This is a genomic window from Euzebya rosea (genome assembly GCF_003073135.1).
GTDB lineage: Bacteria > Actinomycetota > Nitriliruptoria > Euzebyales > Euzebyaceae > Euzebya > Euzebya rosea.
The window spans coordinates 37,265-51,411 of sequence record NZ_PGDQ01000008.1 but is presented as its reverse complement, the minus strand read 5'-3'; the positions used below and the strand labels follow the sequence as shown (position 1 = coordinate 51,411).

Sequence of the window (14,147 nt, the reverse complement as noted above, 5' to 3'; positions counted from 1 at the left end):
TGTGCTGCGGGCACGGACCAGCCGCGCCAGTCGAAGGGACCAGTGGACGTGAACGGCAACATCGGCATCCTCGGCGCCGGCCGCATGGGCGAGGCGCTGCTCTCGGGACTGCTGCGAAGCGGTGCCGCAGGGCCCGACCGGATCCGTGCGACGGTGCGTCGGCCGGAACGCGCAGCGGAGCTGTCCGCGCGGTACGGGGTCGAGGTGTCCACCGACTCCGCCGCGGTGGCCGAGTGGGCCGACCAGGTCGTCATCGCCGTGAAGCCCCAGACGCTCGGACAGCTGCTCGACCAGATCGTCGGCCACATCCGCCCGGGCGAACCCGTCATCTCCGTCGTCGCCGGCATCACGTGCGCCCGGTTCGAGAAGGTGCTGGGCGACATCCCCGTCGTCCGGGTGATGTCCAACGTGCCGGTGCTCGTGGACGAGGCGATGAGCGCGATCTCGCCCGGCGCGTTCGCGACCGAGGCGGATCTCGTCACGGCGGAGAAGCTGCTGACCAACGTCGGTCGTGTCGTCCGCCTCGGCGAGCAGCACATGGACGCGGTCACCGCCCTTGCCGGATCCGGCCCCGCGTACTTCTTCCTCCTGGCCGAGGCGATGATCGACGCCGGGCTGCTGCTGGGCCTCTCGCGCGACGTCTCCACGGAGCTCATCGTGCAGACCATGGTCGGCAGCGCGCTCATGCTGCGGGACACCGGGCGCCATCCCGTCGAGCTGCGGGAGTCCGTCACCTCACCCGGCGGGACGACCATCGCAGCGGTTCGCGTGCTGGAGGAACAGCGGGTCCGCGCGGCCTTCCTCAACGCCATCGAAGCGGCCCGCGACCGTGCCGTGGAGCTCGGCAGCGACTGACCACGCCGTTGTGACCAGTCAAGTCAACTGCATCACGAACGACCGTGTTACCCGATTGTTCGCGTTATCACTCGGTGCGGCTGTGGCGGATGGGGGTACCTTCGTCTCCAGATGTACCACCCGATCGAGGGAGGCCAGATGACAACAGACACCTTGAGCCACGATGAGCTGCTCGCCGAGTTCGAGCAGCCGTGGCGCGGCGGATCCCCCGTCTTCGCCTGCTGCCGACGTTCCGTCGGCGTGGCGCTCGACGCGGTCGACATCGCTGCGCTCGGCAGCGAGGACGTCACGACCCGTGTCAACGCCCTGCGGGACGGGGTCGAGATGGAGCTCCCCGGCCACCTCGACGCCCACCGCTGCTGCGTCGGACACCTTGCCGACATCGCGTTCGACCTCCCCGACACGGTGGCGGCCACGGCCTGATCCGACCACACCGAATGACCACGGCGCCCCGACGGGGCGCCGTTCGTCGTTCCGGCGCCGACGTCCGTAGGCTGTCGGGTCCAGTGCTGATCCGTCGCGCCGTCCTCCCGACCCTCCTCGTCCTGCTCCTGCTCGGGACGCTGGTCGGCACCAGCCCGGGGGCCGGCCCCGGCACTGACGTCGACGTGGCGGTGCACGACGGACCCCGGCGCCACGGCACCGCCCTGGATGGGGTGCCCGAGCCGGGTGGCGACGCCGACGAACCCGTCGTGCGGTCCGGCCTCGTGGCCGGCGGCTACGCCGCAGCGCTGCGGGAGGCAGCCGACGTCCCCGTGGCTCCACTCACCCGGCCGCACGACTGGGTCGAACGGGGACCGTTCGCGACGGGCGGGCGCATCACCGACCTCGCCCTGCACGACGACGTCCTCTACGTCGCGACGGCGTCCGGTGGCCTCTGGCGGTCCGACGACGACGGGCGGACCCTGCAGCCGGCCTGGCCGCGTGACCTCCCCCAGCCCATCGGCGCCGTGACCGTCACCGCCGGAGGGGTGCTGCTGGCCGGCACGGGCGAGGCGAACGCCGGTGGCGGTTCCACGACCTTCCCGGGCACCGGCCTGTACCGGTCGACCGACGGTGGCCTGACCTGGGCTCCTTCCGGGCTGCCGGACTCCGCGACGGTGGCCCGGCTGGTGGCCCACCCGACCGATCCCGATGTCGTCTGGGCGGCCGCGGGAGGGGACCTGTTCGGGCCCGGGGGCGAGCGGGGCATCTACGCCTCGGAGGACGCAGGCGTGAGCTGGACCCGCGTGCTGGAGGGGGCAACCCCGACGGCCGGCGGCGCGGACCTCGCGATCGACCCGGCGGACCCCGACCACCTGCTGGCCAGCATGTGGGACCGGCATCGCATGCCCGACCTCCGGCGGTACGGCGGGTCGGGATCCGGCCTGTACGAGTCAACCGACGGCGGGCGGTCGTGGGCACCCATCAGCGACGGCATCCCCGGCTTCACCGACGACGCCGGTCGGATCGCCGTGGCCTTCTCACCCGCCGATCCCCGCGTGGCGTACGCCGTCGTGACCCGCGGCGACGGCCGCTCGGCAGGATTTCACCGGTCCGAGGACGGCGGGTCGACGTGGACGATGGTCACCAACGGCCCCCGCTACGCCGGCAGCCAGTTCATCTTCGGTTGGTGGTTCTCCAAGGTCTTCCCTGCCCCGGAGGACCCCGACCGTGTCCTCGTGCCCGGGCTGACCCTGCTGGAGTCCACCGACGGTGGTGCAACGTTCGCCGCCGACGGCAGGGTGCACGCCGACCACCACGCGCTGCTGTGGGACCCCGAGGACCCGTCCCGCGCGTGGCTCGGCAGCGACGGCGGGCTGTACCGCTCGACCGACGGGGGGCGCGTCTTCACCTGGACGCTCGCCGAGCAGCAACCGTTCACACAGCCCTACACCGTGGCCGTCCCGCCGACCGACCAGACCCGGGTCGCCGCCGGGTTCCAGGACATCGGCTGCATGCTCGCCGACGGAGACGAACCGTGGACGTCGGTGGGTGGCTGCGGTGACGGGGTGACCGTGTCGCCCCACCCGACCGACGCCGACGACGTCATCGTCTGCGGACAGTACGGGCGATGCCGGCGGACGACGACGTTCGGGGGAGGCGCCGCCAACCTGCCCACACCGCCGGTGGACCGGGCCGCGTGGAGCGCGCCGCTGGTTCGACTGGCCGCCGACCCCGAGCACCTGCTCTTCGGCGGCAACACCCTCCACCGCTCCGAGGACGGCGGAGGGACCTGGACGACCGTGTCACCCGACCTGACCCGAGGCTCCTCACCCGACATCGACTATCCCTACGGGACCATCACGGAGATCCTGCCGCTGGACGGCGACGGGACGGGCATCGTGGTCGGCACCGACGACGGGCTCGTGCAGCGCACCGACGACGGGGGTGCGACGTGGCGGACCCTGCTGGACGGAGACCGCTGGGTGACCAGCCTGGCCGCCGGCGGACGAGTCCTGCTGGTCGGCACGTCCGGCTACTTCGACGGCGAGGACAGCCCGCACGTGCGGGCCTCGACCGACGGCGGGGACACGTGGGTCGACGTGGCCGCCGGGCTGCCCGACGCTCCCGTGAACGATGTCGTGGTGGCCGGTGACGCGGTCGTCGTGGCCACCGACGTCGGTATGCACGTCACGTGGGACCTGCTGGGCCCGGACGGACCCACCGGCCACCCGGTGCGGTGGTACCGGGTCGGCGCGGACCTGCCTCAGGCTCCGGCCCTGGACCTCGACCACCGGGACGACACGGGCCTGCTGACCGTCGCCACGTTCGGTCGAGGGGTCTGGCAGACCCGGTTGCCACGGATCTCCCGTTGGGCCGGCGAGGGGCGCTACGCCACGGCGGTGGAGGTCGGTCGGGCCGGCGCGGTCGCCGACCCGGTGGACACCGTGGTGCTCGCGTCGGGCGAGGACTTCCCCGACGCCCTGACCGCTGCGGCGCTCGTGGCACGCGCCGAGGGCTGGCGGCTGCTGCTGACTGCCCGGGACACCCTGCCGGAGGCCACGGCGGAGGCGCTGACCGACCTGGCCCCCGCCACCGTGATCGTGGTCGGCGGCCCGGCAGCCGTGGCCGACCGCGTGCTCGACGAGGTGTCGTCGCTGGTCGACAGCGGCACGGTGCTGCGCCTGGCCGGGGACAGCCGCTACGCCACCGCCGTGCACGTCGCCATGGCCCACCGCGACGTGCAGGAGGTGCTGCTGGCCACCGCCGACGGTCCGTTCGACGCGCTGGCCGCCGCCGCGCTCGCGGTCCAGCGTGATGCCGTCGTCCTGCTGACCGACCCCGACGCCCTGCCGGCGGTCACGGCCGACGCGCTGGCGACGCTGGCCCCCGAGCGGGTGACCGCGATCGGCGGCAGCGCGGTCGTCAGCGACGAGGTGCTGGGAGGGGCCACGGCTGCCGCGGGGGGTGCGACCGGTGAGCGCCTGGCGGGTCCCGATCGATTCGCCACCGCGGGCGTCGTGGCCCCTGCGTCGGCGCCGGACGGCGCCGATGCGGTGTGGCTGGCCTCGGGGACGGCCTGGGTGGACGCCCTCGCCGCCGCGGCCTCCGGCGACCCGGTCCTGCTCGTGGGCAGCGACGGCGTGCCCGGCGTCACCGCCGACGTGCTGGCCACGCTCGGGCCCGTCGACGTGCGGTTGGCCGGCGGCACCGCCGTCGTCGGTGATGCCGTGGAGTCCGCCGTCCTGCACGGCGCGGGGTAGGTTGCACGGCCATGCCGACCGCGCTGATCTGGAACGACGAGGCCATCCAGTACGACTTCGGGCCGCACCACCCCCTCAAGCCCATCCGGGTGGAGCTGACCGTCGACCTGATCCGCGCCTGCGGGCTGACCGACCACGAGGACGTCCTGACGCTTCCGGGTGACCCCTTCGTCACCGACGACGTGCTGGCGCTGCACTCCCCCGAGTACGTCGACGTGGTCCAGCGGCTGTCCGCGAGCGCCGACCTGGCCGGCGACATGCGCTGGGGACTCGGCCCCGGCGACACCCCGGTCTTCAAGGGGATGCACGAGGCGTCGATGGACGTGTGCGGCGCCTCGGTCGCCGCCGCACGCGCGGTGTGGGAGGGCCGCGTCGAGCACGCCTTCAACCCGGCAGGGGGGCTGCACCACGCCATGCCCGACCGGGCCGCCGGGTTCTGCGTCTACGACGACCCGGCCGCGGCGATCCGCTGGTTGCTGGACCACGGCGCCCAGCGAGTGGCCTACATCGACGTCGACACCCACCACGGCGACGGCGTGCAGGCCTTCTTCTACGACGACCCGCGGGTCCTGACGATCTCGTTGCACGAGTCGGGCCGGACGCTCTTCCCGGGCACCGGCTTCGCCGACGAGATCGGCGTGGGCGACGCCCTGGGGACGTCCCTCAACGTCGCGCTGCCCATCGCGACGACGGGGTCGATCTACCTGGACGCCTTCGACGCGGTCGTGCCGCCGGCGCTCGACGCGTTCGCGCCGGACGTGCTGGTCACCCAGCTGGGCTGTGACACCCACATGACCGACCCGCTGGCCCACCTGGCCTTGACCACCAGCGACTACGAGGTGCTGGCCCGCAAGCTGCACGGACTGGCTCACGAGCACGCGGGCGGCAAGTGGGTGGCGATGGGTGGCGGCGGCTACCAGATCGTGTCGGTCGTCCCACGAGCCTGGACCATCTACTTCGCCGAGCTGACGGGGCAGGAGGTGCCGTTCGAGCTGCCGCTGGACTACGTCCGCAGGGCCCACGACCGGACGGGACAGGACACGCCCACCACGTTCCTGGAGGGGGCAGCCCGCATCAGCGCGGAGCGGGAGAAGCTGGTCCGTGCCGGCGCCGAGGAGGCCGTCGAGGCCCTCAAACGGGCCGCGTTCGGCCACCTCGAGCGGCTGACGTGAGGCCGTGGCCGACCGTCGGGTTGCGGTGAGGGCCGAGAACGGGAACGATGGACGGTCGCTGATTCTCCCCTGAAGGAACGACCATGCCGATCACCCGAGTCCAGAACCGCAAGCGGCCCAAGAACCGCGACAACACCCGCGAGCGCCACGTGCAGGACGCCGCGCAGGCCCGTTGGCTCGTCAACGGCTCCACCGCCACCCACGAGGAGCGGCTGGGCCTGGACAAGTACAACACCGAGGGCACCGCCGCCTCCGCCACCGCCGAGGGTGACAAGGCCTAGGCGGTTTCGGGGCCCCGGCTCCGACCCCGTTTCACGACCCCGGCAACCCCCGCGGTGCCGGGGTTCTGCCGTGCCCGGACATCTTCGGCGCCGCATCCCCGGCCGCGCCGTTTCCCCGGCCGCCGTTTCCCCGGCCGGCGTTTCCCCGGCCGGCGTCTCCCCGGCCGGCGTCGCACCGGCCGCAGCGCTCCTCGTGTGCGTTCCCCCTCCCGTGGGGCGGCCGATCGCACCCACCCTCGGGCCGCGTGTGCGATGGCCCGCCCAGGGAGGTGGGCATGCCACACGACGCGGATGGGCGTGTGCGATTCCGAGCGCCTGAGGACGTGCATCGCACACGCGTCCGCCAGGCCGGAGGACACACGCGTCCGCCAGGCCGGAGGACCGACTTGCGCGAGGGAGCAGGGTGGTGTCGGGCGATCACGACGGGCGGCCCGATATCCGACACGCATGGGCCGTACCGGCCAGTGTCCGGACAGCTGACCGTTCGGACCGTGGCCCGCGGGGCAGGCCGAAATGTCCCCGCAACCTCCGACCCGATACGCTCGACATCTCCCGCGTTGCAGGGCGACACCAAGGAGGGCGACCGGGTGGCTGGCATCGACCGACCGGAAGGCCGAGGGGGCCGTCGGATCCTGATCACCGGGATCGCTGGCACCCTCGCTGGTCGGCTTGCCCTGATGCTGGAGGCCGACGACCGCGTGGACTACGTCGGCGGCGTCGACCTGGCGCAGCCGTCCATGGACCTCCGCCGGACCGAGTTCGTGCGCGCGGACCTGCGCAACCCGCTGGTGGCCAAGGTCATCGACTCCACCCGCGTGGACACGATCGTGCACATGTCGCTGATCGCCGAGCCGGGCTCCGCCGGCGGCCGCTCCCGCATGAAGGAGCTCAACGTCATCGGCACGATGCAGCTCATGGGGGCGGCGCAGAAGGCCAGCAGGGTGCGCCGGGTCGTGATGCGCTCCACCACCGCGGTCTACGGCTCCCACTACCGCGACCCCGCGCTGTTCCGCGAGGACCACCAGCCGCGACAGGTGCCCCGTTACGGCTACACCGCCGACGTGATCGAGGTCGAGGGCTACGCCCGCGGGTTCGGTCGGCGACGGCCCGACGTGGACCTGACCGTCCTGCGGTTCGCCAACTTCATCGGGCCCGACATCGAGACCCCGATGACCCGGTACCTGTCCCTGCCGGTCGTGCCGACCGTCCTCGGCTACGACCCGCGGCTGCAGCTGTGCCACACCGACGACGCCGTGGAGATCCTCTACCGCGCGACGATGGACAGCCACCCCGGCATCTTCAACGTCGCCGCCCCCGGCGTGATCTACCTGTCGCAGGCCGCTCGGATGCTGGGGCGTCCGACGGTGCCGATCCCGGCCGGACTCGCCGGCACGGTCACGTCGGTCCTCAAGCCCGCCAGCGGCATCGACTTCACCGGCGAACAGCTCCCGCTGCTGCAGTTCGGTCGGGCTGCCGACACGAGCCGCATGATCGCGGAGTTCGGGTACACCCCGGCCTTCACCACCAAGGAGGCGCTCGCGGACTTCATCGCCGCCGGCAGGGTCGAGCCGCTGGTCTCCCACGAGGCCATCGAGCGGGCAGAGACCATGCTCGGCAACGTCGTGTCGAGCGTGCTGAGGAGGGTCTCGTGACCGATCACCGTGGAGCCGAGGTCATCAGCCTGGACGAACGCCGCCGCCCGCTGGGCCCCGTCGACTCGGGGCGACAGCGCTGCCAGAAGCTGCGGGCCGACGGATCCCCCTGCCGTCTGTACCTCGACGAGGAGGGCCGCTGCCGGGTCTGCGAACCCACCGGCCGAGCAGCACACCCGTCCTCGGGCGAGGAACGGGGACGCGGGGCACGCCTCGGCCCCGACCTGCCAACCCTCTCCGACCGGGACCTCGCCGACCTCGAGCAGGCCGTCCGCGGGGTGCTCGCCTTCACCCGCCGACGCTTGACCGGGGACTACGACGTCGACGACTACGGGTTCGACCGCGACTTCACCGAGCAGGTCGTGATGCCGCTGGCCCGCCCGCTGTACCAGCGGTGGTGGCGGATCCGCACCGACGGCATCCACAACATCCCCGACTCGGGCGGGGCGCTGCTGGTGGCCAACCATGCCGGCACCGTTCCGTACGACGCGATCATGACCAAGCTCGCGGTCTTCGACGAACATCCGGCCCACCGGCACGTTCGCGAGCTGGCCGCCGACCTCGTCATGAAGGTGCCGTTGCTGGGGCCGATGGCCCGCAAGTCCGGCAACACCCTGGCCAACGGCGAGGACGCCGTGCGCCTGCTCGGCTCCGGCGAGCTGGTGGGCGTCTGGCCCGAGGGGTTCAAGGGCATCGGCAAGGCCTACCGGGACCGCTACAAGCTGCAGCGGTTCGGACGTGGGGGCTTCGTCGAGGTCGCCATCCGCACCGGCGTGCCGATCGTCCCGGTCGCCACGATCGGGTCGGAGGAGATCTTCCCGATCGTCGCCAACCTCAAGCCGCTCGCCCGCATCCTCGGCCTGCCGTACTTCCCGATCACCTGGCAGTTCCCGCTGCTCGGACCGCTGGGCCTCGTGCCGCTGCCGTCCAAGTGGGTCATCGAGTTCGGCGAGCCCATCCCGACCGCCCATCTCGGCCCCGACGCCGCCGACGACCCGATGCTGGTCTTCGAGATGACCGACCGGGTCCGCGACACCATCCAGCAGATGATCTACCGCAACCTCATGGGACGGCGTTCGGTCTTCTTCTGATCGACCGGCTGGTGCCCGTCGGCCGTCGCGTCCGGCAGCGTCGCACCCGGCGGGCACACTGTTGACCCCCATGGTCACGACGTTCACGGTCCTGCAGGTCGCCGAGCACATCGAGCGGCAGGTCACCGATGTCTGGGACCGGCAGTTCTGGGTCCGTGGCGAGGTCTCGGGCCTGAAGCGGCAGGGCAAGGGCGTGTGGTTCGACCTCGTGCACACCACCGAGGACGGGCAGGTCGTGGCGCAGCTCAACGTCTCCATGCCCGCCTCCAAGGGACGCCTGGTCGACCGGCGTCTCGCCGCGGTCGGCCAGCCCCTGGAGGACGGCCTGGAGATCCGCATCAAGGCCAACCTGCAGTTCTGGGTGAGGGGTGGCCGGCTGTCGTTGTCCCTGGCCGACATCGACCCCTCCCACACCGCCGGGGCGCTGGCGCTCGCCCGTCGTGACCTGCTGGCCGCCATGCAGGCCGACGGGTCCTTCGACCGCAACGGCCGGCTGCCCACGCCCCGGGTGCCGCTGTCGCTCGGGCTGATCACAAGCGGCGGGTCCCAGGCCTTCCACGACCTGGTGGAGGAGCTGCGGGCCAGCGGCCTGCCCTTCCGGCTGCACCTGGTCTCCACCCGCGTGCAGGGGCCCGACGCCCCGCCGCAGATCGTCGGGGCGCTCCGCACCCTGTCCGCCCGGTCCGACATCGACCTGGTCCTGCTGACCCGCGGGGGCGGCGCGGAGGTCGACCTGATGACCTTCGACCACGCCGACGTCGCACGTGGCATCGCCGAGTGCCCCACTCCCGTCTGGACCGGTATCGGCCACCACCTGGACCAACCCGTCGCCGAGCTGGTGGCCGCCCGCGCGCACAAGACCCCCACGGCCCTGGCCCAGGGGGTGGTCGCCACCGTGCGAGCGGCGGCCGACGACACCGAGCAGGTCTGGACCGACGTCCGCGACCGGGCCCGTCGCCGCCTGGACCGCGCCGACCGTGCGCTGTCGACGGCCGCCCGCCGAACCGCTGCGGCACGGACCGCGCTGCGGGGTGCCCATGGCCGCGTGGACGCCCACCAGCGACGGCTGCAGCAGGCGGCCACCCGGGTCACCAACCAACGGCTGGGTGCCCTGCAGGACCGCGCCGACCGGCTGCAGCGCGACGCACCCAGGGCGCTGGCTCACCGCGCCGACCGGCTCGACCGGGCCGAACGCCTGGTCACCCTGGCCGACCCCGACCGCCTCATCGAACGGGGCTGGACCGTCACCACGCGGGCCGACGACGGGGGCCTGGTCACCGGGCCCGTTCCCGCCGGCACCGTCCTGCGCACCCGCACCCGCGGGGGCACCATCACCTCGGAGGTGATCCACACCGATGACCGCTGAACCGACCACCGAGCCGACCGCGTCAGCGCTGGAGGGGCCCGAACCCGACAGCTACGCCGACGCCGAGCAGGAGCTCGAGACGATCCTCGAGGCGCTGGAGGCCGACGACGTCGACGTCGACGAGCTGTCCTCCCGCGTCGCTCGCGCCCGCGAGCTGATCACCTGGTGTCGCGGTCGGCTGCGCAGCGCCGAGGTCACCATCACCGAGCTGCTGGCCGACCCCGACGACTGACGACTGGGGACTCACGACTGACGACTCACGACTGACGACGTCGACGCGGTCAGGACCCGGGCAGCTCGTCGACGTCCATCGGCGCCGACGACGGGGCGCTCCCCGGATCGTCGGGCAAGCCGTCGATGAGCTCCTCGATCGCCTCCCGCACCGGGTCCGGGACCTGCTCCTCGACGGGACCGGTGTCGGGCAGCGGGAACGGGGCCGGTTCCGGCTCCGGCTCGGGCGGTCCACCCGGGGACGGATCGCGCGACGGCGGCGTGCCGCCGTCACCCGGGACGGGATCGCGTTCGTCGGGAGGAGTGGACCCGGTCGGCGCCGGCGCGGCCGGTGGCGGTGTCGCAGCACCCGGAGGGGCGGCCGGCACGCAGGGACACGCCTGGAAGGGCTGGTCCGCCGGGGGGATGAACGTCAGGTCGAGGGGCGACTGGCTGGGTGGCGTCGGCGGGGTGCCGTCGGCCTGGGTCCCGCGCGAGATCGACGGGTCGGCAGCAGGGTTGTCGTGCACCCCGAGGGCGCATGAGGTGCAGGCCCCCGTCACCAGGACCTCGATGCGCTGGCCGATGCGGTTCAGCGACGTGCGCAGGTCCTCCAGCGCCGCCGCGGCGTCGCCCTGGACCGGTGGCAGCAGGTCCAGCTGGCGGTTGGTCGTCACGACCCAGTCACCGAGGGCCTGCAGCACCTCGGTGTCGCCCGTGTCGAGGTAGGTCGCCAGGTACTCCTGGGCCCCGTCGCGCGTGTGGTCGTCGGCCAGGCGCAGCCCGGCGGCTGCGGCGACCGTCTGCTGGCGTTCCGCGGCGGTGTGGGCCTCCTCCACGCGGGTCGTGGCCTGTCCGAGCAGCCCCTCGCCCCTGGACACCCCGGCGTCGGCGAAGGACAGGGCCACGTCCTCGGCGGCCAGCTTCAGGTCGTAGAAGAGGTCCCCGGGGAGGGACCCGCTGGTGGCGGCGGCAACGCCTCCAGTGGAGAGGACCATCGCGGCGGTCCCACCGGCCACGGCGGCCCTGGAGGAGTACGCCCAGCGTTCGGTCGTCGCGGTCACGGTCTCGCGGATGCGGGTCAACAACGGCGGCGGTGCGGCCGCTCGGAGGTTCGCCTCGCGGATCAGCGTGGTCCGCAGGTCCGCCCGCGCCTCGGGTCGCATCGCCACGGGTTCGGGTTCGGCGGTGTGGCTCACGAGGTCGGCCAGCATGGCCAGCCGATCGAGCTCCGCCGGGACGTCGTCGCCGACGCGCGAGCCCTGCGGGAGGGCATCGCCCTCCAGCAGTCGCTCCAGCAGATCCGCATGTCTCATGTCGTCACCACCCTCTTCAACGACCGGTGCCCGTCGGCGTGACGGAAAAAGTTGACGGCCGTGTCAGACGCGCCGCGCCCGCCGGTCATCCGGCCACCGCCTCGACGTCGACGAGCGTTGCGAGCGCCTTGAGCGCCCGGTGCTGCAGCGCACGGACGGCCCCGACCCGGCGCCCCAGGATCTCCGCGGCCTCCGCGACCGACAGGTCCTCGACGAACCGCAGGTGCAGCACCTCGGCGTGGTCGGGCTTGAGCTTCGTCAGGGCCGCCTGGACCTCGGCCACAACCGCTGCCCGCTCGGCGTCGCGCTCGGGGGCCGACGACAGGTCGATCTCGGTGACCCCGGCGTCGGGCTGGGCCTGCTCCAGGCGGAACCTGGCGCTCTTGTAGTGGTCGTGGACTCGGTTGCGGGCGATCGTCAGCAACCAGGCGATCGGATCCGCACCGGTATACCGGTAGGTGTCTATCCGGCGCAGGGCTCGGGTGAAGACGTCGCCGGTCAGGTCCTCGGCGAGATGGCGGTCACCGACCCGGCGATACACGAAGGCGTACACCCGGTCGACGTAGCGGTCGTAGAGCGCGGCGAAGGCCGCCGACGACCCACCCTGGGCCTCCTCGACCAGCCGGACGACCTCCGGGTCGACCGGGCGCAGGCCGGGCTGCGCCACGGACGTGGCGACGGTGTGGAAGGCGGAGGCGCTGAGCATGGACGTTCCCGCACGAGCGCGGGTTCCTCACCTACACCTGGGCCATCGAGAGCTGGACGACGAGGGCTGCGATGATCGTGATCAAGAGGATCGCGATGGTGATCATGGTCCCGGGACGCATGCGTTGTGCCCTTTCAGTTCGCCGTCGACCCAACCGAATCCTGCACAGGAGCCTGCCGTGACCGACGAGTCCTTGCCAACTCCCTCGCCCCGGGACCCAACGGCATGGGGCACGGTCGGGGACGCCCTGGCCGATCCGGAGCGCAGCGCCGTGGGGCTGATGCTGGCCCAGCGGTTCGGTGAGGAGGCGATCTGGCAGACCCCGGGCGCACGCCACGAGCTGCAGGACCCGCGGGTCGGGCCTCCCGACGCGCTGGCCCACCTGGTCAGCAGCGGCGCCGAGGACCGGCTGCTCCACGCCGTCGGCCGTTCCTTCACCGACATGGTCGCCCTTCGCGAGACGGGTGTCCGGCACGGCCCCGACGTCGTGGCGAGGCCCCGCACCCCCGACGAGGTCGAGGCGGTGCTCGGCTGGTGTGCTGACGCCGGGATCGCGTGCATCCCCTTCGGTGGTGGCACGTCCGTCGTCGGCGGGGTGACGGCCGGCGGGGTCGACGGTCCGGTCGTGGCCCTGCAGACCCGGACGATGGACCGGGTGCTGGAGGTCGACACCGCCAGCCGTGCCGCCCTCGTCCAGGCCGGCGCAACCGGCCCCGGCCTCGAGTCCCAGCTGCGGCCGCACGACCTGACCATGCGGTTCTTCCCGCAGTCCTTCGAGATGTCGACGCTCGGGGGCTGGGTCGCGACGCGGGCCGGTGGGCACTACGCCACCCGGCTGACCCACATCGACGACCTCGTGGAGTCCGTCGACGCGGTCACCCCCAGCGGTCGTTGGTCCTCCCGTCGGCTGCCGGGGTCCGGCGCGGGCCCCAGCCCCGACCGTGTGCTGCTCGGGTCGGAGGGCGCGCTCGGCGTGATCACGTCGGCGTGGGTCAGGGTGCAGGACCAGCCGGTGCACCGCGGCGGGATGTCGGTCACCTTCGACGGCTTCGGCGAGGCGCTCGGCGCCCTGCGATCCCTCGTCCAGTCCGGCCTCGACCCGGCCAACTGCCGGGTGCTCGACCCGGGGGAGGCCTACCTGAGCGGTGCCGGCGACGGCTCGCGGGCCGTCATGGTCGTCGGGGCGGAGTCCCCGACGGTCCCCGTCGACGCCGACCTGGCCGCGATGGCCGAGCTGCTGGCCGACCACGGCGGAGAGGTCGGCACGGTCCGCATCCGTGGTCGCCAGCTGTCAGCAGACGGCGGCGACGCGTCGGATGCGTGGAAGCAGTCGTTCCTGCGGGCCCCGTACCTGCGGGACGCCCTCGTCGACCACGGCATGGTCATCGAGACGTTCGAGTCGGCCGCGACCTGGGACCGCCTCGGCGACCTCGTCGAGCGGGTGCGGGCCGCGACCACCGCAGCGGTGGAGGAGGTCTGCGGACAGGGCATCGTGACCTGCCGGATCACCCACGCCTACCCCGACGGCGCCGCCCCCTACTTCACCGTCATCGCCCCCGGCCGTCGCGGCGCCCGGGCCGCGCAGTGGGCCGAGGTCAAGCAGGCCGCCTCGGAGGTCCTCCTCGCCGAGGGTGGCACGATCACTCACCACCACGCCGTCGGCCGTGACCACCGCCCGTGGTACGACCGCCAGCGTCCCGAGCTGTTCGCCACCGCCCTCGGTGCCGTCAAGGCCGTCACCGACCCCACGGGCATCATGAACCCCGGGGTGCTGGTCGGGTGACGGCGTGCTGGTCGGGTGACGGGTGCGGG

The 14,147-nt window shown here is 72.9% G+C and carries 12 protein-coding genes; 10 read left to right on the top strand and 2 right to left on the bottom strand.

The genetic code is table 11. The features are described from left to right. Positions 1-48: 48 nt before the first annotated feature. From proC to xseB, 9 genes are all read left to right on the top strand, one after another. The gene (gene proC / locus CUC05_RS12345) at positions 49-855 is read left to right on the top strand and encodes a pyrroline-5-carboxylate reductase (protein WP_108666576.1); all 807 of its coding nucleotides are present in this window, start codon (positions 49-51) and stop codon (positions 853-855) included. A gap of 138 nt (positions 856-993) precedes the next feature. Beyond that, entirely contained in the window at positions 994-1,278 is a 285-nt protein-coding gene (locus tag CUC05_RS12340; protein ID WP_157965497.1) for a hypothetical protein, read from the top strand. Between the two features lie 83 nt (positions 1,279-1,361). After that, entirely contained in the window at positions 1,362-4,541 is a 3,180-nt protein-coding gene (locus CUC05_RS25875; protein WP_108666420.1) for a cell wall-binding repeat-containing protein, read from the top strand. 11 nt (positions 4,542-4,552) lie between these two features. After that, positions 4,553-5,713 (top strand): acetoin utilization protein AcuC, encoded by a 1,161-nt coding sequence (locus tag CUC05_RS12330; RefSeq protein WP_108666419.1) that lies wholly within the window; start codon positions 4,553-4,555, stop codon positions 5,711-5,713. A gap of 83 nt (positions 5,714-5,796) precedes the next feature. Further along, positions 5,797-5,994: a hypothetical protein gene (locus CUC05_RS12325; RefSeq protein ID WP_108666418.1), complete on the top strand. Its 198-nt coding sequence runs from the start codon at positions 5,797-5,799 to the stop codon at positions 5,992-5,994. A gap of 587 nt (positions 5,995-6,581) precedes the next feature. Beyond that, positions 6,582-7,646, top strand: a complete 1,065-nt coding sequence (locus tag CUC05_RS12320; protein WP_205712298.1) for an NAD-dependent epimerase/dehydratase family protein — start codon at positions 6,582-6,584, stop codon at positions 7,644-7,646. Continuing rightward, positions 7,643-8,737, top strand: coding sequence for a lysophospholipid acyltransferase family protein (locus CUC05_RS12315; protein ID WP_240606254.1), 1,095 nt, complete (start codon positions 7,643-7,645; stop codon positions 8,735-8,737). Before CUC05_RS12320 ends, CUC05_RS12315 begins: the two co-directional genes overlap by 4 nt. A 70-nt stretch (positions 8,738-8,807) precedes the next feature. Further along, positions 8,808-10,103, top strand: a complete 1,296-nt coding sequence (gene xseA / locus CUC05_RS12310) for an exodeoxyribonuclease VII large subunit (RefSeq protein ID WP_108666416.1) — start codon at positions 8,808-8,810, stop codon at positions 10,101-10,103. After that, the gene (gene xseB, locus CUC05_RS12305) at positions 10,093-10,335 is read left to right on the top strand and encodes an exodeoxyribonuclease VII small subunit (protein WP_205712297.1); all 243 of its coding nucleotides are present in this window, start codon (positions 10,093-10,095) and stop codon (positions 10,333-10,335) included. Before xseA ends, xseB begins: the two co-directional genes overlap by 11 nt. Positions 10,336-10,384: 49 nt before the next feature. Here xseB and CUC05_RS12300 read toward each other — a convergent pair whose 3' ends face one another. Continuing rightward, on the bottom strand, positions 10,385-11,629 hold the full coding sequence (locus CUC05_RS12300; RefSeq protein ID WP_108666415.1) for a DUF5667 domain-containing protein: 1,245 nt from the start codon (positions 11,627-11,629) through the stop codon (positions 10,385-10,387). Between the two features lie 85 nt (positions 11,630-11,714). After that, positions 11,715-12,335: a sigma-70 family RNA polymerase sigma factor gene (locus CUC05_RS12295; protein ID WP_108666414.1), complete on the bottom strand. Its 621-nt coding sequence runs from the start codon at positions 12,333-12,335 to the stop codon at positions 11,715-11,717. Between the two features lie 178 nt (positions 12,336-12,513). Here CUC05_RS12295 and CUC05_RS12290 point away from each other — a divergent pair, with 178 nt between their 5' ends. Next, positions 12,514-14,118, top strand: a complete 1,605-nt coding sequence (locus CUC05_RS12290) for an FAD-binding oxidoreductase (protein ID WP_205712296.1) — start codon at positions 12,514-12,516, stop codon at positions 14,116-14,118. Positions 14,119-14,147 lie beyond the last annotated feature (29 nt).